The following is a 26,991-nucleotide window of genomic DNA, read 5'->3' as shown; positions in this document are numbered from 1 at the left end:
ATCACTTTTTACCCCCTGACGCCCAAAAAAAGCCCCGCGTTGCGAGGCTTTTAAATCAACTGATTTCCGCAAGGTTCCCCTTGCTTTCCAACCACTGTTTCCTGTCACCCGCTCGCTTTTTCGCGAGGAGCATATCCAGCAACTGATTGCTATTGTCACCGTCGTCGATATACAGCTGCACCAAACGACGGGTATTCGGATCCATGGTGGTTTCGCGCAACTGCAGGGGGTTCATTTCACCCAGGCCTTTAAAGCGGGTTACCTGAATCTTCCCTTTCTTTTTCTCGGCGGCGATGCGATCGAGGATACCCTGGCGCTCGGCGTCGTCCAGTGCGTAATAAACGTCTTTGCCAATATCGACACGGAACAGGGGGGGCATGGCGACGTAAACGTGGCCGTTGCTGACCAATTGGCGAAAGTGGCGCAGGAACAGGGCGCACAGCAGGGTAGCGATGTGCAAGCCGTCGGAGTCGGCGTCGGCGAGGATACAGATTTTGTTGTAGCGCAGGCCTTCGAGATTATCGGTACCCGGGTCAACGCCCAGGGCAACGGCGATGTCGTGGACTTCCTGGCTGGCGAGGATTTCGTTGGAGTCCACTTCCCAGGTGTTCAGGATTTTGCCACGCAGGGGCATGATGGCCTGAAACTCCCGATCGCGTGCCTGTTTGGCGGAGCCGCCGGCGGAGTCACCCTCCACCAGAAACAGTTCCGAGCGGCTGGTATCGCCGCTGGAGCAGTCTGCGAGTTTACCGGGCAGCGCCGGGCCCTGAGTGACTTTTTTACGCGCGACTTTTTTTGCAGAGCGCAGGCGTTTTTGCGCGTTGCTGATACACAGTTCGGCGAGCTTGTCGCCGTCTTCGGTGTGCTGGTTCAGCCACAGGCCGAAGGCATCTTTGGCCACGCCGGAAATAAACGCGGTGGCTTCGCGGGAGCTCAGGCGCTCCTTGGTCTGGCCGGAGAACTGTGGATCGGCGAGCTTGGCTGAGAGAACGTAAGAGCACTGGTTCCAGATGTCTTCCGGTCCCAGCTTGACGCCGCGCGGCAGCAGGCTGCGAATCTCGCAGTACTCACGCATGGCGTCGAGCAGGCCGGCGCGCAGGCCGTTTACGTGGGTGCCGCCCTGGGCGGTGGGGATCAGGTTCACATAGGATTCGACGGTCACTTCACCGCCTTCCGGCAACCATTGCACCGCCCAGTCCGCGGCTTCGGTCTCCGCTGAAAAGACACCGACAAACGGTTCTGCCGGCAGCACTTCCCAGCCCTGGTTGGCCGCAGCCAGGTAGTCCTTAAGGCCGTCCTCGTAGTACCACTGGTCGGACTCACCGTCCTGCTCATTGATAAAGGTGACGTTGAGGCCGGGGCAGAGTACCGCTTTGGCGCGCAGCAGGTGGCGCAGGCGCGGTACAGAAAATTTATAAGAGTCGAAATAACTCGGGTTTGGCAGGAAGCGCACGCTGGTGCCGGTGGTGCGCTTGCCGCATTCCCCCACCACTTCCAGGTCGGAAACCTTGTCGCCATTCTGGAAGCCGATGCGGTGGACCTTGCCTTCCCGCTGAATGGTCACCTCCAGTACGTTGGACAGGGCATTCACCACCGACACCCCTACGCCGTGCAGACCACCGGAAAACTGGTAGTTGTTCTTGGAGAACTTGCCGCCGGCATGCAGGGTGGAAAGGATCACCTCAACCCCGGGGCGCCCCTGTTCCGGGTGGATATCCACCGGCATACCGCGACCATCGTCGCTGACGGATATGGAGTGGTCCTTGTGCAGCACCACTTCGATTTTCTTGGCGTGGCCGGCGAGGGCTTCATCGACACTGTTGTCGATCACTTCCTGGGCCAGGTGATTGGGCCTTGTGGTCTCGGTGTACATGCCCGGGCGTTTTTTCACCGGGTCCAGCCCCGTCAATACTTCGATATCTTCTGCGGAGTAATTGGCCATAGAGTCTTGTTCGCCGTAGCCGGCGCCTACTGCTTGCGGGTTGTTTTAAGGATTGTTATTTATTTGGAAACAGGAAATCTACCAGTGCCTCGGCATAGCGGGCAAATCCCTGGAAGCTGTGATCACCACCATCTTCAATAGTCTGGCGCTGGTTGCGATAAAAAGCTTCAGCCTCGCGACAGTCCAGAGTCTCGTCGCCGCGCTGCGCCAGCAGCCAGTATCGCCCGCTCAGACTGGTCGGTATGGCGGCTTCCAGTTGCTGCATCTTATCCACATCCGCGGGCTGCAGGCGATAGGTCTGCATCTCGCCACTGTAGGGTTTGAGATCTTGCCCGAGATAGCCGGGCATAAAGCGTGAGGGCGTGACCGCGGGGTTGACCACCACTGCGGGCAGCTGGTGCTGCTCGGCCAGCCAGGTGCTCCAGAACCCGCCCATAGAGCTGCCCACCAGGCCGATGGGCCCCGTATGCCGTGCGACAAACTCTCCCACGGCAGCGCCCAGTGCCATTGCGGCCTTCTCCGGGTAGGGGGAAATCAACGGTGCGTAAAACACGATATCCGGACGAAATTCCATCAACCAGGTTTTAAGCTCCTGACACTTGTAGGACTGCGGCGAGGACAGAAAGCCGTGCAGGTACACCAGTAGCGGGCGCTCACCGGAGGAGGGCTGCTCGGCCTTTTTATAGGGATCTTGTAGTGACATGGCGGGGATTATAGCGGTGCCGCCGGCAGATGTACCGGCGGCAGTTCCCCGACTGGGTTCGGTAGGTACTAGCGCAGGGATTCATCCAGGCTGGCAAATGCCCGGCGCATGTCCACTTTCATATCACGCCAGAAGGTGACTTGGTTGAACCGCTCGAAGCGGCCGCTCGGGCCGAGGCCACCGAAGTTCTCGCCGATATCACGACGGTCACTGAAGCGCATCACCGGGTTGCCGCTACTGTCTTGCAGCTCGCCGGACAGGGTCCCGTAGGCGCTCTGGTCCGTATAGACCCGCCACAACCAGGGCTGGGGGTCGAGCGGCGCACCGAGAGCAAAACGGCTCAGATCCAGCTGCATCACATAATCGGCTTCGGATTTGTCGGCAACCAGCTCGCTGCGGCGCGGCGCAAGAAATCGCTCACTCAGCGTTTCACCCATTACCTCCTGTAATCGGGCCATGTCCTTGTCGCGAAGTTCGTAGTCTTTTGCGCTCAATGGTGAGCCGGCGCCACGGAAACGCTTGGTGTACTCTACGCCCACAGGCTCCAGGTACACCTTGGCGCCGCTCAGGTCGAAGGCGTAGGCAGCACTGACGCTGTCCAGGCCGGTTTTGCGAGGCAGTAGGCCATCGGCTTCGTCTTCCGGGGAGGCCACCGGTTGCTGTGCGCAGCCCGTCAACAGAACAACGGCAAGAAGCAGCAGTGACGTTATTTGCTTGTAAAAGGTTATCTTGTAGATCGTAGGGGGAATTGTCTGCATGGTGACCTCCTTCCTGGTAAGCACGTCTGTAGGCTCGAGTGTGATGTCGGCGGAGTATGGTACTTGCCACCACTCTACCGCAGGAATCCGGTACCGCTAAACCGCGAATTCACGTGCCATCTTATGATAGATGCATGGCTGAGGGGTCATAAAAGACAGGTTAAAAAGTGCAAATGGACGATTGGCCCAACTTCTGCGGTTGACGCAGAATCAGTATCCGGAGGAAGCCAGGTCCACACTGTATTCTGCGATGGCTACGCGTTCGACACCGGTGTCGTAGCTGCCGTCATCGCGCAGGTCAAACCAGCGGTAGCCGGGCATTTCACTATCCACAGCAAAGGGGCCGCTGCCAGGGGTGAACTGTACCGAGGTGGAAGGCGTCGCGTGCAGGCCGATCTGCCCCAGGTGGCTGTCGAACTGCTGATGTACATGGCCCCAGCTGATCGCGCGCACATTTTCTGCACCGGTTACCAGCTCGATGAATTCGTCGCGCCCCTGCTTCAGCATGTGCCCGTCGATCCAGTGACTACCCACCGGGACCGGCTGGTGGTGCATCATGAGCATCAGCGGGTGCTCGCGGTTATCCCGCAGTAATTCGCGAATGCGGTCGATTTCTTCGGCACTCAACCCGCCGCTGATCTGCCCGGGCACACTGGTATCCAGCAGTAGCAGGCGCCAGTTGCCGAGGGCGACCACTTCCGGCCGCCGCCTGGGGGCCAGTTCGTCCATTTTCTGGGCGTTATCATGATTGCCGGGAAGCCAGTACCAGGGAGTAGTGACCGGCTGCATTTTGTGCAGAAAGCGGCGGTAGGAAGCTTCGGAGCCATTGGCGGAGACGTCGCCTGTGACGACTAACAGATCGGAGGAAGCAGCTTCGCCGGACACGGCAGACAGCACCTCATTCAAGGTGTGCCCGGTATCCAGTCCCAGCAACTGATAATCCGGCCGACCGCCAATATGGGGGTCGGTGACCTGGATCAGCCGCTGTGCCGATTGTACTGCCTCGATATTCACTGTCTCACCTTGCCGTCACATCCGTGTTCGCTTGTGCGATGCCCGGCTGGCTTCAGGTTTGACGTCCGCGAAACGGGAGGTCGACCTCGGCGCGGCCGTTTGCCAGGCAATGCGCCAGCCATTCGCTCAGATAGCGATTGACCTGCTGGCGCTCGTCTTCGTTGTGCATGGCCGGATTGGGGTAGCTGAAATTCAGCCCGTCACCGCCTACCGGCCCCTGACCATCCACGGCCACCACTTCTGCCATACGCGCATCGTGATAGAGGCGCACGGTAATGGGGGGCGGCGTCAGCCAGTTGTTGTCCGCAGTGTTTCCACTACTTTCACCGCTACCGCCTTTCAGCGGAGAGGCCTGCAGGCATACCTCGGTGGTGTACCTGCTGCGTTCTAATACGGCCACTTCCAGGGTGCCGTCGGGCATCTGGTAGGACCAGCTCTGGTTACTTGCCAGTTCCGGCATCAGTTTGCACAGACGCAGGTAATTTGCATCGCAATCGGCGTGATAGGTAGGCAGATCGACGCGATAACGCTCCTTGCCGCGCCCGCCATGTAGCTCTTTCGAGCCCCCTTGTGCCTGCGATATTGCCTTGCTGCGGCCAGTGCCTGCCGGTACCGCCATTATCGACACTCCTGTTGAGTCCGCGCCGTGATTCATCTCTCAAATTGCCCGTATCACCGGGAGTGGGGAGGGAATTACGGCGTCGATGGACAGTTTTTATACACCCTGCGCGACTGAATTGCGTAAGCGGCGCGGGAATACCTTTAACCTTGGCAGCCCCTGGGGGGAATTGCCATTTGTCTGTGCCTATCGGCACGCAACGTCCGGTAAATGACTGAATACTCTCACGGAGTACTGCTGGTTTCCCGGCAGGCCAGGATCAGGTCAGCCTCTCAGGCGGTCACGGTTAAGCTGCAACCACTGCAGGCTGATGATACTGGCGGCGTTGTCGATGGCGCTGTCACCGCTGGCAACCGCTTCCAGTACCGTGTCCAGCGCAAACACCCGCAAGCGGATGTCTTCGTGCTCATCGGCCAGCCCGAAATAGCCTTCGACGCCACTGAGATCGGCACAGGCGCAGAACAGGTGCATACGCTCACTGGCGCCGCCAGGACTCGGCAGGTAGCTGCGGATAAAGTGCAGCTCAGCCACTTCCAGCCCCGCCTCTTCCTGCAGCTCGCGGTGGGCAACGTCCTCGAGGGACTCGCCCTCCTCCACCATGCCGGCAACGACTTCGAGGCACCAGGGGCCGCTCGCGCGCTCCAGCGCACCGATCCGGAACTGCTCGGTGAGCGCCACCAGCTGGTGCTCCGGGTCGTACAACAGCACCCCCACCGCATTGCCGCGCACAAACAGTTCCCGCTCCATATCTCCGCTCCAGCCACCGCGGTAAAGGCGGTGGCGCAGGCGCAGCTTGTGAATCTGGAAGAAGCCGTCGTATTTGATCTGACGGGAAATGACATCTACCGCACCGCGGGTAAATTGCGGTTTGAGATCCTTGTGTTCAGTCACGGGGTCCACTCCACAGCATCAAACGATCAGTCGAAACCGACATCGTTGTAGGGCGGGAACTTGGCCAGGATCATTCCGGCTTCTTCCCGCAGACGGAAAAGCTGCTCCCGGGGATCATCGTAACGACTCGCCACCGACGGCATGCTGCCGCGCCACAGGGGAGCCTCTTCGGGCGACATGACGTCAACGATCAGGGAAGACTCGCGATACTCACGCACCCGCAGCGGCGCTCGCCAGCCGAAACCAAAATAGCGGTAGCCGCCGTAAATACTGAAGGGGTCTTCATACACGGCCACCTTGTCGCTGCTGAACAACTGCACGCGCACCAGGAAATCTGCCTCTTCGCGGCTGGCCGCGGGCTGGTAACTACCGCTCAATACGTCGTTCACTGCCTGGTTAGCGCGTTTACTCTCAAATGGTGAAACCGGGCCATTGGCCAGGGTATCCAACAGGTAGTAGCTGCGCAGGTTGGCGAATTTGAAGGCTGGGTCGTAATCCACGGCGACCCGATCGGGAGTGGCACAGCCACCGAGCCCCAGGGCCAGGGCAAGCCCGAGGGCAAAGACAGAAAAGATTCTGTTCAGGCGATGGGTAAAAATACGAGGCAGTGAAGCCATGTGCTCTCCTGTTGAGGTTGAGAGTCCCGGCGTCCCTGCCGAACTGGAATGAAAAAATTATTCTGTTGACGATCGACGTGCAATACCGACACTAAGCCATCAGCTGGCCGGCGGCAGGTCCTTGAGCAAATCGCTCACTGCCCGGTTGAGAATACGCTGACGCTCGTTTTTGTCTTCCGGGCGCGCCATCAGCTTGGTCGCGCTTCCGCCCCAGATGGGCATGGCATTATGCGGGCCGATACCCACGGAAAGCGTCACCCGCGGCGCACCACTGCGGTCCGGCAACTCCACAACACCGCGCTGGGCGTTGCTGTCGAACTGGGCATCCCAGCTTTCGTTCTCTTCTTCGCTGGCAAACTCTTCTTCGATCACCGCGATCTGATATTCCACCACCATCTGCGCACTGTCCACACTTTGCACCTGATGGTAGCCGCGGGACTGCATCAACGCACCCACCGTGCGGCGCAACTCGGTATCGAGCTCCACCAGCTGTGCCGGTGCACCGGTGTCACCGGTCAGCACTTCAGTTCCCCAGGCATAGGTCTGAAAACTAACCGCGGGCGTACGCGATTCGATCCGTTCGATCTGGGTCGGGGTGCCACAGCCAGTGAGGCCAACCACCGCTAGCAGCCCCGCAAGCAGGCTGTTTATTGTAATACGCATCCGTTTTTCCTTTTCTCGTCTGAGTCTTGTATGAGATTTGTTCGATATCCCGACCGCACAGGCGGAAAACCGGCCTATTTAAAATTGTCTTCCAGCGCTGGATACAGTTCGATTTTCGGGCTCCACAGCAGCCACTCATCTTCGGGCTGTCCATACAGTGGGTAGTGGCTGCCGGACTCGACTTCAAGGCCCATCTCCGAATTGTCGGGTGTGGCGAAGGCGATGCCGCCCGCCAGCAGTGACTGCGCCGACTCGGTATGCACGTCCAACCCGGTCATCACACCAAAATTCACATCCAGGCCACTGGCGTTCCAGAATTTGCTGTGCTCCCGCACCAGGGTGCGATATTCGGGCTCTATATAAACATAGATGTAAACCCGGTCCGCCAGTTCCCCCAGCTGATAGCCGGTCACCTGCCCGACCTTCACCTGGCGGTAGTACACCGGGCTGCCGCGCTTGAGGGAACCCCGGCGCGGGGCGTCCAGAATCAGCGCCAGCCCCGGCATCATCATGGTATCCGCCAGATCCGGCTCAGGCTTGGCAGCGAGGGCGACAAACTCTGTCTGCGGATCGTTGCCGAGCCCCGGATCCAGCTCCAGAAAAGGCCCGGTCACCAGCGTATCCAGGTTATCCACACCGCCCAGGCCGATTTTCGGGCCCACCACCCACATACGGGTGCCGGTACGGGCAAAGCGCTCCGCGCGGCGGTAGAGGCGTGCTCTGGCGCGCACGCCATCCAGTTCGTAATTGAGACGCAGGCGGGTGATCTCCCCCACCTGAATCCCCCGGTAACGCAGTGGCGAGCCCTCTTTCAGGCCCTCATCACCGGTGAGGTCAATGTAGATGTTAACCCCTTCTTCCAGCGCGTCTTCGCGGCTGCTGTACAAGCGGAAGCTGTCGCCGGTGCGTGCGCGCGCGGCGTTTTTGCTGTGATGGGGGCCACTGCCAAAGGCGATACCCCCGCGCACCACCGACAGCAGAGCATCGGTTTCTACCTCGATACCTTGCAGGCTCGCACTGGCACGCACACCACTGACGTTCCAGAAACGGCTGTCACTGTTCACCAGGTGCGCGTACTGAGGCTCAATCACCACATAGACAGTGACCCGGGAACCATCACTATCCAGCTCCATGCCCTGCACACGACCCACTTCCATCTGGCGGTAGTACACCGAGGCGCCGCGCTGGATCGAGCCGGTATTGCGCGCGGTAAGTTTCAGATGCAGGCCCGGGGTACGGGCGTCCCGCGCCGGTGGCGCACTCGCCGCCTCGAAGGTGCGCACCGAGCGGTCGCCGGAGCGGAGATCCACTTCGATGCGATTGCCTTTCAGCAGGTCGTTGACCCCGGAGGTGAAATCCAGGGTGGGAGGGGCCAGCCAGAAGCGGGTATTTTCGGTCAGCAGGTCGTCGGTAATCGGGTCCATCAGCACTTCGACTTCCATACCGTCAATATTGCGGTTGGCCTTGACTGAATTCACCTCACCCACGCGGATCCCCTGGTAAATCACCTGGGTAGAGCCTTCCGTAAGGCTGACGCCGCGATTGAAATTGAGGGTAATCGGAATGCCGGCGTCCGCCTCCGCGAAGCTTTTGTAGAGTTTGAACGTGTTGCCATCCGCCGCCTTCGGCGTGTGCTTCTGGGAGGCCGGCGTGTAGAAACTGACCCCGCCGGCAATCAGTGAGGCAAGGGACTCAAGCTCGACGTTTACTCCGCTGATACTGCCCTGAATCGACACGCCGGACGCATTCCAGAAACGACTGCCACGGTGCACAAGGTCCGCGTACTCGCGGCGGATGAAGAGGTCGATTTCCACCTCGTTGTCATCTGCTGCCAGGCGATAACTTTCTACCTGCCCCACTTCCAGCTGGCGGAAATACACCGGCGAGCCACGGCTCAGGGAGGCGAGGCGCGGCGCCTTGAGGGTCACCCGCAAGCCGTCCCCGCGGACATAGGCCGGAGGTTCGGGCACGGCGACAAAGTGTTTTTGTGAGGCACCGCTGCCGGGTTCGATGGCGATATAGTTGCCGGACACCAGCGTCTCCAGGCCGCGTACCCCGGTGAGCGACACTTCCGGCTTGACCAGCCAGAACTTGCTGCCTTTGGTCAGCAGGTAAGCCGCACTGCGGTTGAACGAGACTTCGGCCAGCACGCCGTCTTGCCCGTTGAGCTCTTTGGCATTGGGCACCAGGCGGAAATCCTCCACCACACCGATTTCCACCCCGGAGTACTTCACCGCGGTTTTGCCCTTTACCAGGCCATCGCCGGTAGAAAACAGAATGGTGGCGCGAATGTCTCCCTGGGTGAAATCCTTGTACAGCAGCCAGACAGCGATCAGCGCCGCTATCAATGGCAACAGCCAGACCAGCGAGAGACCGCGACTGCGGCGCGCCACCCCTTCGGGCTGGGCGTCGTATTCCAATGGCGGTTCGCTCATCCATTCTCCCTGTGAGAGTTTTCTTTCCCGCGCACTTGGGCAGCGGCAATTTTTTCTTCGGCTATGTGTTTTTCTTCGACGACGTCCCAGATCAGCCGCGGATCAAACGCACGCACTGCAAACATGGTGACCACAACCACGGTGGCAAAGGCGGTACTGCCGGCACCGGCGGCGACCTCGGCAATAGCGCCCATATCCACCAGCGCTACCAGGATCGAAATCATGAACAGGTCCAACAGCGACCAGCGGCCAATGGCATTCACCACCCGGTAAACCCGCATCGCCTGACGCGGGGATACATCCCAGCGCCGCTGCACAATCAGGCACAGGAGCACCAGCCCCACCAGTTTCATCACCGGCACCGCAATACTGGCCACGAACACGATCAGCGCAATGCCCCAAAGGCCATTGTGATACAGCTCCAGCGCACCGCCGACAATAGTACTCGGGTCGCCAGAGCCCAGATAGATGACCGTCATGACCGGCAGCACATTTGCGGGAATCAACAGCAGGGTTCCGGTGATGACCAGTGCCCAGGTCAGCATGATGCTGCTCTCGACACGCCCGTGTATACGCGCGCCGCAGCGCGGGCACAGGCATGAATTTGCCCTGGGCGCCCGCACCAGCAGACGGCAGCCAAGGCAGGTCCAGAACCCCTGAGACAAAGCCCGCGCCGGACGGTTCACTGGGTGCCCTCCGTATTTTCTGCAGTGTCATTATCCGCGGCGCGCCGGGCGAGACGCGCCCAGATGGTTTCCGCATCAAACGACACAGAGGCAGCGCTGGACACCACCATCATGGCCACAAAACAGTAAAGCCCCGGCTCTACCGACATCTTGCCGAGATCGGACATTTTTACCAGCGCCACCAAAATACCGAGCATGTACACATCCAGCATGCCCCACTCCTGTAGATGGTGGTACCAGCGCAGGGCCCGGGCCACCGGCTTCGCCATGCGCGACCACGCACTGCCCCAGCTGACAAACGCCAGCAACAGAAACTTACCCAGCGGCGCCACCACACTGCAGAACAGCACGATGGAGGCCAACCATATATAGCCGGCGGCAAACAGCGCCTGAACACCGTTCATCAACGTGTTTTCCGCGCCGAACGAAAACAGGGAGAACTCCAGCAGCGGAAGCGTCGCGGTAGGGATAAACAGCAGCAGGCCGCTCAGGCTCAGGGCCGCGGTATGCGCAACACTGCGATCCATATTGCGGTGCAGGGTGGCCCCGCAACGGGGGCAGGAAAGCCGCTGCCCAATCGGCGCGTGCGCGCGGGTCAGCAACAGGTCGCACTGGTGGCAGGCGCGCTTCCACGCCAACGTCCGGTGACGAGGGTCGTCCCGTCCGGATACTTTGCTAATGACACCCTGCGGGGATTCTTGTCCCATGCCCCTTCCAAATTCGCTAATCATCCCGAGCTTTTCTCACCCCACCTGCATCCAGCAACGCGCTCGGATGCGTCAGAGTAACCGGGAAGTGGCGCGATATAGAGCACACAGACCGGCAGCCGGGAACCTTTTGCCACTGGACGCACATTCGCGTCCGTTTAACGAAGATATACCAATTTCCGCCGGTCGTCGCCTCGACGCTCCTGCAGCCGGGAGGTACACTCTCGCGACCGCAGGCCCGAACTCCGTCATCGATACGGGGCAGGCTCCACAACACGGAGCACTGTACCGGGCCAAGCCAGCACCGCCTTCAGAGCACATTACAGACTGGCTTCAGATCCTTATACAAAGGAAGCGGGGTTTACAGGAAAGCAGTGGGCGTAGCCATCCATCATCGACGACGCCACGGAAACTTGAAGACCGCAGCTGTCACAGGAAATCAACAGTAATGACAAGAAGTGCAAAAGGGCGCCTAACCCGCCAGATCGGCCGCCCGCTCAAATCTCTGCTCGCCGCCGCCGTACTGGGGCTGGGTACCGGCTTCACTGCCATCCAGGCTCAGGCCGACACCCTGTGGGAAGTGTACCTGCAGGCCCTGGATAACGACCCCCAGCTGGCCGCCGACCGCGCCGCCTACCGCGCCGGGCTGGAAGCCAAAAATCTTGGTCGTTCCGCCCTGTTACCGCAGGTGAACGCGAGTGCCGACTACACCAAAACTCGCGTCGAATCAGAATCCATCGCCCAGACCTGTCCAGACGGTACCCGACTGTGCGATCAAATCGACCTGGTCAACGGTATTTCCAGTGGTGACAGAGACGTAGACAGCCACGGCTACGGCGCACGGCTGGACCAGGCGCTGTTCGACCTGCCGGCCTGGTTCGGCTACAAGCAGGGCAAAACCATCAGCGAACAGGCCACAGCCGAATTCAGCGCCAACCAGCAGGACATGATGGTACGTGTTGCCGCAGCCTACTTTGACGTACTGCGTGCGCACGACGTACTGGACGCAGCCATCGCCGAAGAAGAGGCCCTGGCCAAGCAGCTGGAACAGACCCAACAGCGCTTTGAAGTGGGCCTCACCGCCATTACCGACGTGTACGACTCCCGCTCAGCTTACGACAGTGCCGTAGCCCGCCGCCTTACCGCGCAGGACGACCTGCTCAGCAATTTCGATGCCCTGTCTGTACTTACCGGTCGCAATCACGACGTGGTGGCACCGCTACAACCGAACTTTACCGTGGCACTGCCAGACCCGGTGGATCGCGCTTCCTGGGTGGACTTTGCCCTGGCCAATAATTTCTCCCTCAAGGCCGCGCGTCTTTCTGCGGATGCCTCGCGTTATAACGCCCGCGCATCAGCGGCTGAGCATCTACCGAAGCTCTACGGGTCTCTCGCCTATGACAAGTCGTACGTCGATGGCGACAGCAACGGCACACTGCGCTTTCCTGGTATTACCCCGTTCCTGAGTGCCACGCCGATTGACGACAAAACGGAAACAAAGATTGCAGCCATCACCTTTGAGATGCCCATCTACAGTGGCGGCCGCCTGAGTGCCAGCCGTCGCGAAGCCCGCAATCTGGCATTCCAATCGGAAGACATCCGCAACCTGACTGAACGCAACACCATTCAGAATACCCGCACCCTGCACCGGGCGGTAACCACCGATACCAGCCGGGTGGAAGCACGCGAGCAGGCGGTGATCTCCGCCAAGAGCGCCCTGGATGCCACCCAGGCCGGTTACGAGGTGGGCACCCGCAATATCGTCGACGTGCTGCTGGCCCAGCGCACCCTGGCACTATCGCGCACGGACTACGCCAATGCCCTGTACGACTACATCCTTAACACCCTGAACCTGAAACTGGTAGCCGGCCTGCTGGCACCGGATGACCTGCAGCAGCTGGATGCGAGCCTGAACCCGGCCAGCCCGGTTTCCCGTGCCCACATCCTCGACAGCGGCGCAGCGGGCTTCAGCAAATAGCAGGACCCAAACCCCGAGCATGCACCTGGCGCAGGAAAGAACCCGACCCAGGGCGCAGAAATAAAAGGCCGGCACTGCTATAGTGCCGGCCTTTTTTGTGGGCTGGCTACAATGACAGTCACCCCCACCACCGACTTTTACAAACTGACAACATTCATGAAGACACTGGCATGAAGTATCTGGTAACAGGCAATGCAGGATTTATCGGCTTCCACGTAGCGAAGACCTTGCTCGAGCGTGGCGATTCTGTGGTGGGTATCGATAACGTCAACGACTACTACGAGACCAGCCTAAAAGAGGACCGCCTGAAAGCGCTGACGGAACTTGCCGGCCAGCAGGGCGGCGAGGTGGGATATGAATTTGTCCGCGCCAATATCGCCGACAAAAGCGCGATCGATGACTGCTTCAAACGCCACGATTTTGACCGGGTCATTCACCTGGCCGCCCAGGCCGGTGTGCGCCACTCTATCGAGCACCCTGAGGCCTATGTCGAGAGCAATCTGGTCGGATTTTTCAATCTGCTCGAAGCCTGCCGCAACGCCAAAACCCCGCACCTGTCTTACGCCACCACCAGCAGTGTCTACGGCGGCAATACCACCATGCCGTTCAGTGAAGACGACGGTGCCAACCACCCGTTGCAGTTCTACGCCGCCACTAAGCGCGCCAACGAATTGATGGCCCACAGTTACAGCCACCTGTTCCGGCTGCCCACCACCGGACTGCGTTTTTTTACCGTGTACGGCCCCTGGGGCCGCCCGGATATGGCGCTGTTCAAATTCACACGCCTGATCCTCGAGGGCAAGCCGATTCCAGTGTTCAACCACGGACACCACAGCCGCGACTTCACCTACATCGACGATATTGTCGAGGGCGTCATCAAGTCATCCGATCAGATCGCGGCTGCGGATCCCGAATGGTCCAGTGCAGCGCCCACCCCCGCCACGAGCAATGCACCGTTTCGTGTGTTCAATATCGGCAACGGCAATCCCGCCCAGCTTTCCGAGTACATCGACGCACTGGAGCAAGCCCTGGGCAAAGAGGCGATTCGCGAAATGCTGCCGATGCAGCCGGGAGATATTCCGGACACCCACGCCGATACACGGAAGCTCCAGCAGGCTGTCGGTTACCGCCCGGATACTAGTGTGCGTGAAGGCGTGCAAAAATTTGTGGACTGGTACCGAGATTACTATTCCGTGTAACCCCGGGGGCGTGATTCAGGCTGACTGACCCGCGGAGTAGCCCTTTTCCAGAGCCTGCCAGTTTTCATCGGTAAAATGGAAAGGGCTGTGCTTGCCCTGCAGCTTGTCCAGAGAACGGCGCAGACGGGATACGTTCGACAGCGCATCCTGGCGGGGCAGGGATTTGCGAATCACCCCCTTGTCGAAATCGATCAGGTAAAACGCACCGCTTCCGGTCAGCAGGATATTGCTGGCATTGAGATCCGCGTGGTACACGTTTTTTGCGTGGAACTGTGCAATCAAACCGCCCAGTTTTTCCCACATTTCATTGTCGAGCGGGCGCTCACACAGTACCTCAGTGAGATTCTGCGAATCCGCCACCCGCTCGGTAATGAGGGCGCCGCGGTAAGCCAGCGGTGGCACACTCACACAGCGCGCGGCCACCGGCCGCGGCACCGGCAGGCCCAGCTTGCGCATATCCCGCAACATATTGAACTCGCGCCATACCCGGGTATTGGCCAAGCGGCTGTATAGATAGGATTTTTCCACCACCCGTCCAGCGAGACCACCGCGGTGGTACTGCTTGAACACCAGTTCCACACCGCGGTATTCAAACATGACTGCTTTGCCGCGCTCTACCGTGGCGCAGCGGCTGTTGGCCTGCAGCCAGTCCAGATGAAAGAGCTTCTCGCAATCGGCCCCCACCAGTGCATCGTCATAGATGACCCGTGCGAGCTTGCTTTTGAATTGCCGATACCCCACCGGAAATCCCCTCAGTAGACGGTGCTGCACCAATACACTTACAGCCAGCGTCAGATTAGTCGTTGTACTATTTTAGTAATTACAAAATTTCTTATTTTAATGCCGGGCGGCAGGATCCCACAGCATCCGGCAGCGGGCTCCAACTCAGGAAAACAGCCCGCGCAACTTGCGCTCCAACCGGTCGAGCAGCTTGAGCCAGCCCGCACCCTGCATGGGATCGTAGGCCCAGGGCGATTTGATCGCACCGCGGGTGGTTTTCAGGCAATCCTCGGCCACCGGCAGACGCGCGGGCTCCGCCGTTTTCAGTGCCTGCACTTCCTGCTCGCTCATGATCGCCAGCGGATAAAGCCCGCAGCGGCGCGACCACTCACCAAAACGCAGCGCCAATGATTTTTGCTTGCCGCGATAAGCGCGCCCATTGGGCAACCACATGGAAAACGGTGCACGCATGCGGGCCATTCGACAGAAGATATCTGCCGCCTTGCGGTTGTTGACCGACTCCCCCACATCAAACTGCCAGCCCACCTTGCGCAAACGGCGCGGGTCGGCAATCAGCAGAGCGGAAAACCAGGTGCCGGTGGAGCGCTTGCGCGGGTACCAGAACCAGAAATTGCGCTCGGCGTCGAACCGGAAATCCCGATTGGCGGCTTTTTTGATCGAGATACCGCGGACAAACGCCGGAGAGATAAAGCCCAGATCCGGCTGCTGATCGAAACTATTGCGCAGCTCATCCAGATCCGCATCGCTCAGCGGACGCACCATCTGGGTATCGTCCTGCAGGAAGCAGACCAGCTCATCATCAGCGGCCATTTCAAACGCCGCCTGCATGTTGGCATAGAGCCCACCGAGCTTGTGGCCAGAGTTCGCGGTTTTATCCAACACCCGGTGGCGCTCGCCGATTTCCGCCAGTATCCGGCGCGTATCTGCGTCGTCGCTGCCATCGTCAATGATCGTCAATCCACACTGTGGCGCGCAGGTTTCAATAGAACGAATACAGTTCTCAAGAAAAGGGCCACGGTTATAGGAGAAAACAAAAATGTGCATTTCCCGACATCCGTAGAAATTTCGCGCAGCATACCAGAAGTCGCCATGCCACGACGGCTTGCAGCGCATACTACCGGGGCACACCATTCTGCTTACACTCGCGGACACCCGGGGTGCAGTCGCCGGAAAAACAACCTAGAATGCGCCGTTTTTACGCCATGGATTCGGCTCAGCGTAGACTTCGAGACCTGTATGACCAAGCGTTTTGTCATCACCGGCTGTGGCCGATCCGGCACCACCTACACCGCCAGACTGCTGAGTCAGCTGGGCTGTGTGTGCACCCACGAACAGGTCTTTACCGGCAGCAAACCGTCGCCGATCGCGGGCCTCCTCGCCCGCAGTGGCCTGCGCCAGCCACAGTGGAAAGCCTCCGCCGTGGGTGAGGCGGCCTGGGAGGCGGCTCCGTGGCTGCCGCACCTCGCCGACAGCACCCAGGTTTTCCACCAGGTGCGCCACCCGCTGGAATTCATCCGCTCGCGGCAGAAGAAAGGCTGGGTTCACGGCCGATTTCGCAGCCGCCACCTGCCGCATATCCCCAAAATGAACAAGGCGGAGTTTGCCGCCCTGCCCCTGGAACAGCAGGCAGCCTGGTTGGCACGCTTCTGGATCGACTGGAACGCGCTGGTAGAATCGTGCTCTGAGGGCAAGACGTATCTACAGTACCGAATCGAAGATTTCGACCTGCCTCTGCTGTTGCACATTCTGGAAAGTGTCGAATTCAGCTACCGTGAAGACCAGGTACAAGAGACCTTCAACAGCCTGCCCCGGAATGTGAATACCCGCGGGCAGAAGCGCGAAGACATCACCCTGGACCTGTTGCCCGATACCCTGCGCGAAGAACTGACACTGGCCGCCAATCGCTACGGCTACCAGCTCTGATCGCCATACTCTGACACCGTTAGATTGCACTGGAATTACCCACCATGACCGCCATGAAAATCTCCGTGATCATGACCACCTACAACTCTCCCGCCTGGCTGGAAAAGGTGCTGTGGGGCTACAGCTGCCAGAGCGAACCGCCACTGGAGGTAATTGTGGCGGACGACGGCTCCGGCCCTGAAACGGGCGAACTGGTCGCCCGCCTGCGCGGCGAAACCGGGCTGGATATCCGCCACGTGTGGCAGAAGGACGACGGCTTCCGCAAGTGCCGCATCCTCAACAAGGCCATACTGCAGGCCCGCGGCAACTACATCGTCTTCACCGATGGCGACTGCATCCCACGGGCGGATTTTCTCGCGGTGCACAAGCAGCGTGCGGAGCCCGGGTACTTTCTGTCTGGCAGCTACTTCAAGCTGCCCATGAGCACCAGCGAATCGATCACCCGGGACGATATCCTCTCCGGCCGCTGCTTCGACTACACCTGGCTCAAGGCCAATGGCCTGAAGACCCGACGCAAAACCCTGAAACTGCGCGCCAGCGCGCGCTGGGCGCCGGTACTCAATCGCCTCACGCCCACCGCCTGCAACCTCAAGGGCTCCAACGCCTCCGCCTGGAAGGCCGACATCCTCAAGGTCAATGGCTTCGATGAGCGCATGGCCTGGGGAGGGCTCGATCGCGAGTTTGGCGTGCGCCTGGAAAATGCCGGTATCAAGCCGCGGCATGTGCGCTTTGATGCGATCTGCATCCACCTGGACCACCCCCGCGGCTACGCAGATCCAGAAATTGTCGCCCGCAACAAGGCACTGCGCGTGCGCGTTGCCAAAGAGGGCATTGTGGAAACCCCGCGGGGAATTCGCCAGTTGACCGAAAGCGGATACGCCGCCGATGACCACACCAACACCAGCCAGACGCAGGCCTGAAGGCCTGTACCAAAGAGCCAAGCAATGAACGCTACCACCCCAAAAAAACACTGGTCCGACCCGATTGTCAGCCGCTTCCTGCGCCTCGCGGCCAGCGGCTGGATACCGGCCTCCCTGTTCCAGAAACCGCTGCCCTCGGAAAGCGAGCGTGCGGCGCGCACCGGCGTGCTGGACATCGAGGTTGTCAGCCACTGCTGGCAGTACTCCCATTTCCTGGTGTATCAGCTGAGCTCCCTGGTGCTCTACCCACCCACCAAGGCCACGGTCACCATGACCGTCTACTACAACCGCGAAGACACCCGCACCGCCGCGGTGCTCGATTTCTTCGCCAAGCAACAGGTCCCGGGAATCACCTGGAACTGGAAAGAGCTCCCCAAAGAATCCCTTTACCGCCGGGCCATCGGCCGCAACGAGGCGGCGCTGGCCACCAAAGCAGACTGGATCTGGTTTACTGACTGCGACCTGATGTTCCGCGAGCACTGCATCGACACCCTGACCGAGCTGCTGCAAGGCCGCCGCGACAGCCTGGTATTCCCGGCCCGCGAGCGCATCACTTCTCTGCTCGCCGACGACGACCCCATGCTCAATTTCGATCCCGCGGAACTGCGCGTGATCGAGATCGACGACAGCCGCTTTGTGGAACAGACGCGCGACCGCGCCACCGGGCCACTGCAGATTGCCCACGGCGATATGGCCCGCGCGGGCGGTTACTGCGACAGCCTGAGTTATTACCAAAAGCCCGCTGAACGCTGGTGCAAAGCCCACGAAGACCGCGCCTTCCGCTGGCTGCTGGGCACCCAAGGGGAGCCTCTCGAGATCCCTGGGGTTTACCGTATCCGCCATGTGAGCAAGGGCCGCTATACCGGCAGCAAGCTACAGACCCAGATCCGCAGCAGTGTACGCAAGGCGACAGACAAGCACTGACGCGGCACTCGCTTGCCGCGCCTTCGCTCCAGTAGCCACAGAAGACACAAAAAAGGCCGGGCGCTTTCGCGACCGGCCTTTTTTGTGTTGCGGGGTTGGCGCAGAGATGGGTTAAGCCTGGCTCAATAGCTCCGCATCAGCGCTTCCACCTCACTGACCGTGCGCGCCAGTGCACCGCTGTTCTGCGCAGCGACTTCGCGCCCGCGGGCACCCGCCATCTCGCGTTTGTCCGCGTCGCGCAGCCAGTAACCCACCTGATGTGCCAGCTGTGCAGCATCCTCGCACACCATCAGACCACCGGCGTCCTCCAGCAGGCTGGAGACGGTGGCAAAATTGTGCAGATAGGGCCCGCATACCACCGGCACTCCCCAGGCTGCGGGCTCGATCATATTGTGCCCACCCACCGGCACCAGGCTACCGCCCACAAAGGCCACGTCACTGGCGCCGTAGAAGCGCAGCAGCTCGCCCATGGTGTCGCCCAGCAAGACCTGGTCCCCGGCACCGGGAGGGTTGCCGTCACTGCGCCTTGCCACGCGCAAGCCCTGTTCGCGGCACAAGCGGGCCACACTGTCGAAGCGAATCGGGTGGCGCGGCACCAGCACCAGCAGCAAATCCGGAAACTCATCGCGGAGCTCGCCATAGGCCTGCAACACGATTTCATCTTCCCCACTGTGGGTGCTCGCCGCCAGCCATACGGGCCGATTCGCAGCTCCCCGCCATTGATGCGACAGCGCCTGTGCGCTGCTGATCTGGCCCGAGCCGATATGCAGATCGAACTTGATATTGCCCACTGCAGTCACCTTCTCGGCCGGCAACCCCAGCGCCATGAAGCGCTGAGCGTCGGCTGGATACTGGGCAACCACTTTGCTGAGGTGGCTCAACATATCCCGGCTTAAACGGGAGAAGCGCCCGTAGCCGCGAGCCGATTTTTCGCTCAGGCGACCATTGACCAGAATGGCCGGCATTTCGCGCCGGTGGCAGACCGACAGTAGATTGGGCCAGAGTTCGGTCTCCATGCTCACCAGAATCGTGGGCCGCAGGGCGTCGAGGAATGGCGTAAGGCATTCAGGCAGGTCAAACGGCAGGTAGTAATGCAGCAGGCGCCCATTGAGAATCGGCTCGAGCGCATCGTGTACGCGCTGGGAGCCGGTGGGCGTAGTGGTGGTGACCAGCCACTGCCAGCCGGGGTGGCGGGCCGCCAGGGACTCGATCAATGGCACTGCGGCCAGAGTCTCGCCCACCGAAACCGAGTGGATCCAGATCAGCGGTGCCCGGCTCGCGCGGTCCGGTACCACACCGAAACGCTCGCGCCAGCGACGGCGCGTGCCCGCGCGCTTGGGAACCAGGCCGAAGCGCTCGCTCCAGCGCTTGCGGTAGGCCGGGTCGGCGCGGCCCCGCCACCACAGGTGCAGCAGCATCAGTGGCAGAGTGAGCCGGAAAAACCAGGTATAAAAATGGCGCATCAAGGTTACAACGGAAGCCCGTACACATTGTCAGAGTGGGGACAAAGTCCGTGGAAATGCCCCCCGCGTTTGGTAGCATTCTACCCCATCTATGCGCCCCGCTGGTGCGACCCAATTCCCGCAGTGTCGAACTCTGCTGTATCCGAGCCTATCCCCCAATGACCACACCGTCCTCATCCCCAGCCGAGCACGACCGTCTCAGTCACAGAGTCGACTTGCAGCGCTGGTGGCAACCCAACCGGCTGCTGCAGTCACGCGCCTGGCTGCCGGCACTCGGCGTGCCCGCGTTACTGGTGTATGTCTTTTTCGGCATCAGCCTGGACTCTGTGCCGGACAAAGCCGGTCAACTGGCGCTCCTGTGCGGATTGTTGATGCTCGCTATCTACGGGCGGCCGGTGGACGGGGTTTCCCTGCGGCGCTCCGGCATTCTATGGCTGGCGATTGCGGCCATCGTGGTAGCTCTGATTTCCTGGGGCTGCTCCTGGCTGACTCACCCCCACTGGGCCGAATCTTCGTTCAAAGTGCACCGGCTCACCAACTGGTTTGCCATGATTCCGGTAGCAATACTCTTGGGCGGGCAGGTAAAGAACACCTATACGATCTGGCTCGTTGCCCTCTGCGGCCTGCTGCTGTCTCCGTGGATTTCCGGCGGCGGTTGGCAGGAGTGGCAGCAGGGGTTTGCCGGTGTGCGGGTGGATTTCGGCCTGCACAACGCCCAGCACACCGCCATGCTGTTTGGTACCGGCGCCCTGGGCCTGCTGGCATTTGCGCCGGATATACTGCGCACCCGCCGCGGCTGCTGGATCATTCGCGCCGGCTGGCTGCTGGCCCTGGCCACCTGTATCACCGCCGTGGTGTTGACCCAGACCCGCGGCGGCTGGGTGGGTATGCTGTTTGCGCTGGTGGTGATCGCCTGTGCCGGTATCGTCACCCTGCGCAAACACTTTCATAGCCACCGCCGCTATATCGCCGCGGCCACCATGGCCACCTGCGGTGCGGCACTACTGGCGGGCTACCTGAGCCTCGGTGACATCGTCAGCAACCGCCTGGATGCCGAGCGGCAAACCATCACCCTCGTACAGCAGGGCGAGCTGGAGAACCTGCCCTTTACCAGCACTGGCGTGCGCATCCGCACCTGGACGGAAGCCCTGCAGTGGATCGCCCAGCGGCCGCTGGTGGGCTGGGGGGGCAACGGCCGCAGCCTGATCTTCGATCACTCGGAAAACCTGCCCGCAGCGATCAAGCAGAACTTCGGCCACCTGCACAACAGCTATCTGGATCTGGTGGTGAATTTTGGTCTGCTGGGATTATTGCTGCTGGGCGCGCTGGTATTCTGGCTGCTGCATCGCAGCCTGCGCTACTACAGGGCCGGCCTCATCTCCGGCAGTACCCTGTTATTCAGCGTTTCTTTTGCGGTGTTTTTCGGGGTGATCAATCTGTTCGAATCCTACCTCTTTTACGATAGCGGCCGCTTCGTTATGGCGCTGGTCGGCGGCGGACTACTGACCCAATTGTGGGCGGCAAAGCGCCAGCAGGCCACGACAACTCAGCATCTCTGAGCCGGCGGATTCTTTGTTAGAGGCTGCGATTTGATGGAGAAAGTTCTATGAGGGAGACGGTTCTTTGTTGAAAGTCATCCAGCTACTGCCCGCCCTGAATGCCGGAGGCGTGGAACGCGGCACCCTCGATATGGCGCGCGCACTGGTGCAGCAGGGCCACGAGTCCATCGTCATTTCCAGTGGCGGCCGCATGGTGGAACAACTGGAAATGGAAGGCAGCCGACATATTGCGCTGCCGGTGCAGCGAAAATCCCTCACCAGCCTGCTACAGGTCCACCCTCTGCGGCGACTGATCCGCGAGTTACAACCAGACATCCTGCATGTCCGCTCCCGGGTACCGGCGTGGCTGACCTATCTTGCCTGGAAGAAACTTGACCCGGCCACCCGGCCGCGCCTGGTCAGTACCGCCCACGGGCTCTATTCCATCAACCGTTACAGCGCAATCATGGCCCGCAGCGAGCAGGTCATTGCGATTTCCGATTGTGTCAAAGACTATCTGCTCAGCAACTACGCCGCCGACCTCCAGGCAGAACCGGAGGTGATTTATCGCGGAGTGGATACCAATGAATTTTCGCCTCAGGTTCCGGTGCCAACAGACTGGCTGGAAAATGCCCTGGGAGAGTTTCCCGAGCTGCGCGACCGCCGCTGGCTGGTGCTGCCGGGAAGGCTGAGCCGCTGGAAAGGGCAGGAAGATTTCATCGCCATGATTGCCGAGCTGACAAAACAGCAGGGTGATATCCACGGCGTCATCATCGGTGGCGCGGAAAAAAACAAGCAGCACTACGAACAGGAGCTGCGCGCACTGGCGGCAGAGCACGGCATCGCCGACAAGATCACCTTTACCGGCCACCGCAACGATATTCGCGAGTGGTACCGGCACGCCGCACTGGTGTACAACCTGTCGCGTAAACCAGAGCCTTTCGGGCGCACGGTCATCGAAGCCCTGGCCATGCAGGTGCCGGTCATCGGCTATGACATCGGCGGCCCGGCGGAATCCCTCCACGCCTGCTTTCCCCAGGGGCTGGTGGAAGATGGTAACCGCCACCAACTGTTGGACAAAACCAACCAACTGCTGCGCGCCGCCGCGACCCCACGCCTCGCCCCAGAATTTACCCTGCAGCAGCAGGCGCAACACACACTGGCGCTCTACCAGCGGCTTGCACGGCAAAAAAAAACATCAGCAAAGAAAGCGGAACCGGCGAATTGATCGACCTCAGCAACAGCAAGCCCTTTGCCTCCGGCGGCAACCGCCACTGCTATCACCACCCGGATTTCCCCGACCGCTGTGTCAAAGTCATGTTGCCGGGCCGCGTCGCCGAGCTTCGCCAGCGCGCCCCCTGGTACAAAGCGCTGGCCCGCGACAGCCACTTTGATGACAACGCCCGGGAAGTGGCCGGCTACCGCCAGCGGGTATTGAGAAGCGCGTCCTCACACAGTTCTGTGTGGGAGCATCTCCCGCGCTGGTACGGAATGACAGAAACCAGCGAGGGCCCCGGCGCCGTGTCGGAGTTGCTGCTGGATGAACAGGGGGCGCCGGCAATGACGCTGGAGACCTATCTGAAAAATGTCGGGCTGGACGTGGCCATCCGAGATGCGCTGGAGCGTTTTTCGCAGTGGCTGCGTGCTACCGGTGTGCTCACCAAAAATCTGCTTCCGCACAATCTGGTTGTGGTAACCCGCAACAGGCAACTGGAACTCTACCTGGTCGATGGCCTGGGGAACGCGGCATTTCTGCCACTGTCTGAGCATTTTTCCATATCTCGCCGACGCTATATCCAACGGCGTATCGAAAAAATGTGGAAGCGCATTCACTGGGAAATTTCCGACCGCAGCATTCCCTGGAAGAAAGCGGAACGAGCGTAAAAAATGTAATTAGCGGGAAGCGGGACCCAGCGTCGCGAGGAATTGGTGCACCGCCGATTTCCACTGCGCCGGTCCGCGCGCAAGCTCGGCGGCGCGCGCGGCCATGGATTGGCGTCCCGCCTTATCCCGCAGCAGCTTCAGGATTTCCCCGGATACTTCGTCCAGGTCGGCGCCATTGCACAGGGCACCGGCCTCCCCCTCCTCCACTGCATCCACCGCACCGCCATCGCGCCCCGCCAATACCGGCACACCGTACCAGTTGGCCTCGCGATAGACGATGCCGAACCCCTCTACGGAATTCCCCTCGCGCCGCACCGGCATCACATACAGGTCACTCAGCGCGTAGATCGCGGCCTTCTGTGCATCGTCCACCATTCCCAGAAAGTGCACACAATCTGCCACACCCGCCTCGCGGGCAAGGCCATCCAGACGTTCGCGATCTTCCCCGCTGCCCGCCACCAGGTAAGTCACCGCAGGGAATGTTTTCCGGATGGCGGGCAGTGCGCGGATCACCATATCGACGCCCTTGCGCGGTTCCAGCCGGGCAACGGTAGACAGTACCGGCGACGCGCCACCGAAACGCGCGCGCATCGTCGCCAGTGTTTTTTCTAGTACTGGCGGCTGAGGACCAATGGGTGGATTGATCACCACCAGCCGGGTATGCCCCTGCAAATAGGGTCTGACCTGCTCGGCGGTATAGGAGGAATTGGCGATGACGGTATCCGCATGACACAGAGCCTTGCGAATGCGCGCGGCTTTTCCGCCCGACGGGCGCGCGGGAAATTCCATACCGTGAGCCAGTATCGCCAGCGGCACACCCAGTGCGCCCAGTTTTTCCGCGCTTTTCCAGGAGTCCGCGAATACCCCGGCAACGCTTTCGGATTGGCACGCAGCGCGCACGGCCACCGCTTTGCGCCAGCGGCGCCAGGGCTTCCAGCCGCCGAAACGATGCAGTTCAAAAGCGCAGGGGCGCGGCACTTCCGCCGCGCGAGTGCGATCTGCAAACACGATGACCTCGCGCTCTACTGCGCACAGCGCATCCGCCAACCCTCCCATCAGCCCCTCGATGCCGCCGCGATCCGGCGGGAAACACTGGGTGGCGATCAGTATCACAGGGCACTTCCTTGCATTACCGGCTGCGCTTCCCGCCAACCGCTACGCCGCAATAGCGCCTGCGCACACATCACCTGTTGGGCGAGGGGCTGACGCGGTGCCGCAGTATGCAGATCTCCATCGATGCGATCCGTCACCAAGCCCTCATCCAGAAGGCGGTCGACGGCCATGCGGATTTTGTTGCACGGGCTGCGGCTGGGCATTGGGATCACGCCCACCGGTACCCGGCTCTGCAGCGCCTCGTGGATCATCGACACACTGTCGCCGGTGACCCAGATCTGCCCGGCGCGGGCCATCTGCTCCCCGAGCCAGTCGGCAGAACACTGCTGCCACGGATGGAGTTCGGCACCGGAATCGGCGCACTGGGCCAGGGTGTCTTGGGGGGTGCGACGGCTGTCGGACACTATCCACTGGCGCGGTTGCTTCAACAGCCTGCCGGTGACAGCGGCAATTTTTGCTGCATCCCAGTGAAAGTGTTTGCTGGGGCCACCGAGGAGTAACAGCGCGCGATTGAACTCTGCTGGAAAATCGGGGAGCGGCTCGGCAAGCGCGCCGCGGGTGAGAATAACGTTCTGCAGCGGCCGGGGCTGATCGTGCTCCGGCGCGATGACAAAATCGAACCAGGCGAGCGGCAGAGTGGGCTTCATCACCACCACACTGCGCCCACCAAACAGACGACGTGCGCGCAGCACAGGCCAATGGCTGCGGTGGCCGGCGCCGAGAATAAAGTCTGGCGCGGGCAGATCCCGCAGAGCCTGTGATGGCTGCCCCCAGAGGGGCACATGGGCTTCTGCGCAGGAGACGTCGCAACATACGACCTGGTCCGCCCCCTGTACTGCTCGCAGCCCACTGACCAGCGCAGCACTCTGCTTCTCGTGCGCGCGGTTGCCGTCCATAAATCGCCAGATTGTCAGCAATGCGTTCGCCTCATACGGCCACCCCGGTACTTACCGTCAGAAAGCCAGAATGCTACCCCAGGCAAGGGAGGGAATACAGGACCCCGCGAACCGCCGTCCTCGTCACAATTGAACCGCGGGAGCGCGGCAGTATAATGCCGGGCACCTAGTCCAATTGCCTGTGCGGGCCTGTCCTGCTGGTGCCAGCTCTTTTATGCGCATTCTTCACGTCGACAACCACCAGCACCGCAAGTACGGCTACATCCGGGTCAGCTGGGCACTCAAGTTATATACCGGCCTGATTCGCGCCGGCCACAATGTGCTCGCCTTCAGCGATCGCGACGTCGCCAGATTCGAAGCCCCGCTGGGTATCCGCGAACTGGGCAAAAAGAAAACCAACCGGCGCCTGTTGCAGACCGTTGACGCCTTCCAGCCGGAACTCATCGTATTTGGCCACTGCGACCTGATCGACAACGAGACCTTTGTCGAGATCCGCCGCAGGCACCCGCACATCCTTCTCGCGGCGTGCAACAACGATCCACTGTTTGTCCCGCGCAATGCAACCAACATCGAAAAGCGCTGCACCATCGCCGACGCCATGTTTGTCTCCACTGGCACAGCCGAGCTCAAACGCTTTACCGGCAGCCGCGCCCGCCTCTGGCATATGCCGAACCCGGTGGACCCCAGTGTGGAGAATGCCGATGTCAGCGTCATCGCCGGCGACGACCCGGCACTGGAAGCGGACTTGCTGTTCTGCAGTAACTCCCGCCAGCACACCGAGCGCGGTCAACTGGTTTCCGAGCTTCGCGAACAGCTTCCACAAGACTTCCGCTTTCACACCCCCGGGCTCTTCGACCAGCCCACCCTGTGGGGGCTCGATTACCAACGCAAGCTGGCACACAGCAAAATGGGCCTGAACCTGAACCGGCAGGAAGGCTTTCAGTGGTATTCTTCCGCGCGTATCGCGCAACTGGCCGGCAACGGCCTGTTGGTGCTGACCCACGCCGCGGCCGCGTTTGAGGATTTTGTACCGCCGGAGACACTGGCCTACTTCGACAGCGAAGATTCACTGCTGCTGCAGCTGCGGGAATTTCACCAGGATGATGCCAAACGCCAGCACTGGGCGGGAAATTGCAGGGCATTCTTCCACCGGGAGATGAATAACACCCTGTTCGCACAATATATTGTGGAAGCCACAACAGGCTCAAAATTCAGCCACGACTATGTGTGGGCCCGGTGATGGCCGGTGCCCCCGCTGACAGAAAGGAAGCTTACGGCCATATCGCCGTCACGTTTACTATTTAGAGTTCACCAGAGTGCCGGTTTATCACCTGCCGCGCCTGGTAACCGAACAAGAAAGGAATTGGAGAAAAGATC

25 protein-coding genes are annotated in these 26,991 nt (G+C 60.7%); 9 read left to right on the top strand and 16 right to left on the bottom strand.

Annotated features, from left to right (window positions below):
• Positions 1-55 precede the first annotated feature (55 nt).
• The 11 genes from parE to Q1A74_RS09545 all read right to left on the bottom strand — a co-directional run bounded on the left by parE (position 56) and on the right by Q1A74_RS09545 (position 11,035).
• A complete protein-coding gene (gene parE / locus Q1A74_RS09595; RefSeq protein ID WP_299595126.1) occupies positions 56-1,942 on the bottom strand; it encodes a DNA topoisomerase IV subunit B in 1,887 nt (628 codons plus the stop codon).
• Positions 1,943-1,997: 55 nt separating this feature from the next.
• Positions 1,998-2,645 carry a YqiA/YcfP family alpha/beta fold hydrolase gene (locus tag Q1A74_RS09590; RefSeq protein WP_299595123.1) on the bottom strand — a complete coding sequence of 216 codons (648 nt, stop codon included), beginning with the start codon at positions 2,643-2,645 and terminating at the stop codon, positions 1,998-2,000.
• 68 nt (positions 2,646-2,713) lie between these two features.
• Entirely contained in the window at positions 2,714-3,403 is a 690-nt protein-coding gene (locus tag Q1A74_RS09585) for a hypothetical protein (RefSeq protein ID WP_299595121.1), read from the bottom strand.
• Between the two features lie 210 nt (positions 3,404-3,613).
• Positions 3,614-4,417 (bottom strand): phosphodiesterase, encoded by an 804-nt coding sequence (locus tag Q1A74_RS09580; RefSeq protein ID WP_299595119.1) that lies wholly within the window; start codon positions 4,415-4,417, stop codon positions 3,614-3,616.
• 52 nt (positions 4,418-4,469) lie between these two features.
• On the bottom strand, positions 4,470-5,036 hold the full coding sequence (locus tag Q1A74_RS09575) for a DUF1249 domain-containing protein (protein ID WP_299595117.1): 567 nt from the start codon (positions 5,034-5,036) through the stop codon (positions 4,470-4,472).
• A gap of 264 nt (positions 5,037-5,300) precedes the next feature.
• Positions 5,301-5,927 carry an NUDIX domain-containing protein gene (locus Q1A74_RS09570; RefSeq protein ID WP_299595115.1) on the bottom strand — a complete coding sequence of 209 codons (627 nt, stop codon included), beginning with the start codon at positions 5,925-5,927 and terminating at the stop codon, positions 5,301-5,303.
• Positions 5,928-5,953: 26 nt separating this feature from the next.
• Positions 5,954-6,544 (bottom strand): DUF4136 domain-containing protein, encoded by a 591-nt coding sequence (locus tag Q1A74_RS09565; protein ID WP_299595113.1) that lies wholly within the window; start codon positions 6,542-6,544, stop codon positions 5,954-5,956.
• 99 nt (positions 6,545-6,643) lie between these two features.
• On the bottom strand, positions 6,644-7,207 hold the full coding sequence (locus tag Q1A74_RS09560; protein ID WP_299595111.1) for a DUF4136 domain-containing protein: 564 nt from the start codon (positions 7,205-7,207) through the stop codon (positions 6,644-6,646).
• 74 nt (positions 7,208-7,281) lie between these two features.
• Positions 7,282-9,642 (bottom strand): MlaD family protein, encoded by a 2,361-nt coding sequence (locus tag Q1A74_RS09555; RefSeq protein ID WP_299595109.1) that lies wholly within the window; start codon positions 9,640-9,642, stop codon positions 7,282-7,284.
• Positions 9,639-10,187 carry a paraquat-inducible protein A gene (locus tag Q1A74_RS09550; protein ID WP_299595107.1) on the bottom strand — a complete coding sequence of 183 codons (549 nt, stop codon included), beginning with the start codon at positions 10,185-10,187 and terminating at the stop codon, positions 9,639-9,641. The genes Q1A74_RS09555 and Q1A74_RS09550 overlap by 4 nt, the downstream gene beginning before the upstream one ends.
• A 137-nt stretch (positions 10,188-10,324) precedes the next feature.
• Positions 10,325-11,035, bottom strand: coding sequence for a paraquat-inducible protein A (locus tag Q1A74_RS09545; protein WP_299595105.1), 711 nt, complete (start codon positions 11,033-11,035; stop codon positions 10,325-10,327).
• Between the two features lie 448 nt (positions 11,036-11,483).
• Between Q1A74_RS09545 and Q1A74_RS09540 the strand changes: the two genes are divergently transcribed.
• Positions 11,484-13,013 (top strand): TolC family outer membrane protein, encoded by a 1,530-nt coding sequence (locus Q1A74_RS09540; RefSeq protein ID WP_299595103.1) that lies wholly within the window; start codon positions 11,484-11,486, stop codon positions 13,011-13,013.
• Positions 13,014-13,183: 170 nt separating this feature from the next.
• A complete protein-coding gene (locus Q1A74_RS09535; protein WP_299595101.1) occupies positions 13,184-14,212 on the top strand; it encodes an NAD-dependent epimerase in 1,029 nt (342 codons plus the stop codon).
• Positions 14,213-14,227: 15 nt separating this feature from the next.
• Here Q1A74_RS09535 and Q1A74_RS09530 read toward each other — a convergent pair whose 3' ends face one another.
• A complete protein-coding gene (locus Q1A74_RS09530; protein ID WP_299595099.1) occupies positions 14,228-14,953 on the bottom strand; it encodes a 3-deoxy-D-manno-octulosonic acid kinase in 726 nt (241 codons plus the stop codon).
• Positions 14,954-15,097: 144 nt separating this feature from the next.
• Complete coding sequence (locus tag Q1A74_RS09525) at positions 15,098-15,997, bottom strand: glycosyltransferase family A protein (RefSeq protein WP_299595097.1); 900 nt, start codon at positions 15,995-15,997, stop codon at positions 15,098-15,100.
• Positions 15,998-16,189: 192 nt separating this feature from the next.
• Between Q1A74_RS09525 and Q1A74_RS09520 the strand changes: the two genes are divergently transcribed.
• The 3 genes from Q1A74_RS09520 to Q1A74_RS09510 are packed head-to-tail and all read left to right on the top strand — an operon-like array spanning position 16,190 to position 18,720.
• The gene (locus Q1A74_RS09520; protein WP_299595095.1) at positions 16,190-16,876 is read left to right on the top strand and encodes a hypothetical protein; all 687 of its coding nucleotides are present in this window, start codon (positions 16,190-16,192) and stop codon (positions 16,874-16,876) included.
• Positions 16,877-16,920: 44 nt separating this feature from the next.
• Positions 16,921-17,796 carry a glycosyltransferase family 2 protein gene (locus tag Q1A74_RS09515; protein WP_299595093.1) on the top strand — a complete coding sequence of 292 codons (876 nt, stop codon included), beginning with the start codon at positions 16,921-16,923 and terminating at the stop codon, positions 17,794-17,796.
• Between the two features lie 24 nt (positions 17,797-17,820).
• Positions 17,821-18,720, top strand: a complete 900-nt coding sequence (locus Q1A74_RS09510; protein WP_299595091.1) for a glycosyltransferase family A protein — start codon at positions 17,821-17,823, stop codon at positions 18,718-18,720.
• Positions 18,721-18,842: 122 nt separating this feature from the next.
• Here the strand turns inward: Q1A74_RS09510 and waaA are convergent, their stop codons facing one another.
• Complete coding sequence (gene waaA, locus Q1A74_RS09505) at positions 18,843-20,183, bottom strand: lipid IV(A) 3-deoxy-D-manno-octulosonic acid transferase (RefSeq protein ID WP_299595088.1); 1,341 nt, start codon at positions 20,181-20,183, stop codon at positions 18,843-18,845.
• A gap of 158 nt (positions 20,184-20,341) precedes the next feature.
• Here waaA and Q1A74_RS09500 point away from each other — a divergent pair, with 158 nt between their 5' ends.
• The 3 genes from Q1A74_RS09500 (at position 20,342) to Q1A74_RS09490 (ending at position 23,605) form a co-directional block, all read left to right on the top strand.
• Positions 20,342-21,742, top strand: coding sequence for an O-antigen ligase family protein (locus Q1A74_RS09500; protein ID WP_299595086.1), 1,401 nt, complete (start codon positions 20,342-20,344; stop codon positions 21,740-21,742).
• Positions 21,743-21,806: 64 nt separating this feature from the next.
• Positions 21,807-22,949 (top strand): glycosyltransferase family 4 protein, encoded by a 1,143-nt coding sequence (locus Q1A74_RS09495; protein ID WP_299595084.1) that lies wholly within the window; start codon positions 21,807-21,809, stop codon positions 22,947-22,949.
• The gene (locus Q1A74_RS09490) at positions 22,946-23,605 is read left to right on the top strand and encodes a YrbL family protein (protein WP_299595082.1); all 660 of its coding nucleotides are present in this window, start codon (positions 22,946-22,948) and stop codon (positions 23,603-23,605) included. The genes Q1A74_RS09495 and Q1A74_RS09490 overlap by 4 nt, the downstream gene beginning before the upstream one ends.
• Positions 23,606-23,614: 9 nt before the next feature.
• Here the strand turns inward: Q1A74_RS09490 and Q1A74_RS09485 are convergent, their stop codons facing one another.
• Positions 23,615-24,718 carry a glycosyltransferase family 4 protein gene (locus tag Q1A74_RS09485; protein ID WP_299595080.1) on the bottom strand — a complete coding sequence of 368 codons (1,104 nt, stop codon included), beginning with the start codon at positions 24,716-24,718 and terminating at the stop codon, positions 23,615-23,617.
• Entirely contained in the window at positions 24,715-25,635 is a 921-nt protein-coding gene (locus tag Q1A74_RS09480) for an ELM1/GtrOC1 family putative glycosyltransferase (RefSeq protein ID WP_299595077.1), read from the bottom strand. The genes Q1A74_RS09485 and Q1A74_RS09480 overlap by 4 nt, the downstream gene beginning before the upstream one ends.
• A 193-nt stretch (positions 25,636-25,828) precedes the next feature.
• On the opposite strand from Q1A74_RS09480, the gene Q1A74_RS09475 reads away from it, so the two are divergent.
• Positions 25,829-26,854 (top strand): glycosyltransferase, encoded by a 1,026-nt coding sequence (locus Q1A74_RS09475; RefSeq protein WP_299595075.1) that lies wholly within the window; start codon positions 25,829-25,831, stop codon positions 26,852-26,854.
• Positions 26,855-26,991 lie beyond the last annotated feature (137 nt).

The organism is uncultured Microbulbifer sp. (genome assembly GCF_947504145.1).
Taxonomy (GTDB): Bacteria; Pseudomonadota; Gammaproteobacteria; order Pseudomonadales; family Cellvibrionaceae; genus Microbulbifer.
The sequence above is the reverse complement of the archived record's forward strand: the minus strand, read 5'-3'. Positions and strand labels throughout refer to the sequence as shown.

Bases quoted from the DNA above. Each gene is read 5' to 3' on its own strand.
- waaA (WP_299595088.1), bottom strand. From the start codon at position 20,183: ATGCGCCATTTTTATACCTGGTTTTTCCGGCTCACTCTGCCACTGATG.
- Q1A74_RS09500 (WP_299595086.1), top strand. From the start codon at position 20,342: ATGACCACACCGTCCTCATCCCCAGCCGAGCACGACCGTCTCAGTCAC.
- Q1A74_RS09535 (WP_299595101.1), top strand. From the start codon at position 13,184: ATGAAGTATCTGGTAACAGGCAATGCAGGATTTATCGGCTTCCACGTA.
- Q1A74_RS09545 (WP_299595105.1), bottom strand. From the start codon at position 11,035: ATGGGACAAGAATCCCCGCAGGGTGTCATTAGCAAAGTATCCGGACGG.
- Q1A74_RS09585 (WP_299595121.1), bottom strand. From the start codon at position 3,403: ATGCAGACAATTCCCCCTACGATCTACAAGATAACCTTTTACAAGCAA.
- Q1A74_RS09520 (WP_299595095.1), top strand. From the start codon at position 16,190: ATGACCAAGCGTTTTGTCATCACCGGCTGTGGCCGATCCGGCACCACC.
- Q1A74_RS09560 (WP_299595111.1), bottom strand. From the start codon at position 7,207: ATGCGTATTACAATAAACAGCCTGCTTGCGGGGCTGCTAGCGGTGGTT.
- Q1A74_RS09525 (WP_299595097.1), bottom strand. From the start codon at position 15,997: ATGCACATTTTTGTTTTCTCCTATAACCGTGGCCCTTTTCTTGAGAAC.
- Q1A74_RS09555 (WP_299595109.1), bottom strand. From the start codon at position 9,642: ATGAGCGAACCGCCATTGGAATACGACGCCCAGCCCGAAGGGGTGGCG.
- Q1A74_RS09550 (WP_299595107.1), bottom strand. From the start codon at position 10,187: ATGCTGACCTGGGCACTGGTCATCACCGGAACCCTGCTGTTGATTCCC.
- parE (WP_299595126.1), bottom strand. From the start codon at position 1,942: ATGGCCAATTACTCCGCAGAAGATATCGAAGTATTGACGGGGCTGGAC.
- Q1A74_RS09575 (WP_299595117.1), bottom strand. From the start codon at position 5,036: ATGGCGGTACCGGCAGGCACTGGCCGCAGCAAGGCAATATCGCAGGCA.
- Q1A74_RS09515 (WP_299595093.1), top strand. From the start codon at position 16,921: ATGACCGCCATGAAAATCTCCGTGATCATGACCACCTACAACTCTCCC.
- Q1A74_RS09540 (WP_299595103.1), top strand. From the start codon at position 11,484: ATGACAAGAAGTGCAAAAGGGCGCCTAACCCGCCAGATCGGCCGCCCG.
- Q1A74_RS09510 (WP_299595091.1), top strand. From the start codon at position 17,821: ATGAACGCTACCACCCCAAAAAAACACTGGTCCGACCCGATTGTCAGC.
- Q1A74_RS09475 (WP_299595075.1), top strand. From the start codon at position 25,829: ATGCGCATTCTTCACGTCGACAACCACCAGCACCGCAAGTACGGCTAC.
- Q1A74_RS09565 (WP_299595113.1), bottom strand. From the start codon at position 6,544: ATGGCTTCACTGCCTCGTATTTTTACCCATCGCCTGAACAGAATCTTT.
- Q1A74_RS09590 (WP_299595123.1), bottom strand. From the start codon at position 2,645: ATGTCACTACAAGATCCCTATAAAAAGGCCGAGCAGCCCTCCTCCGGT.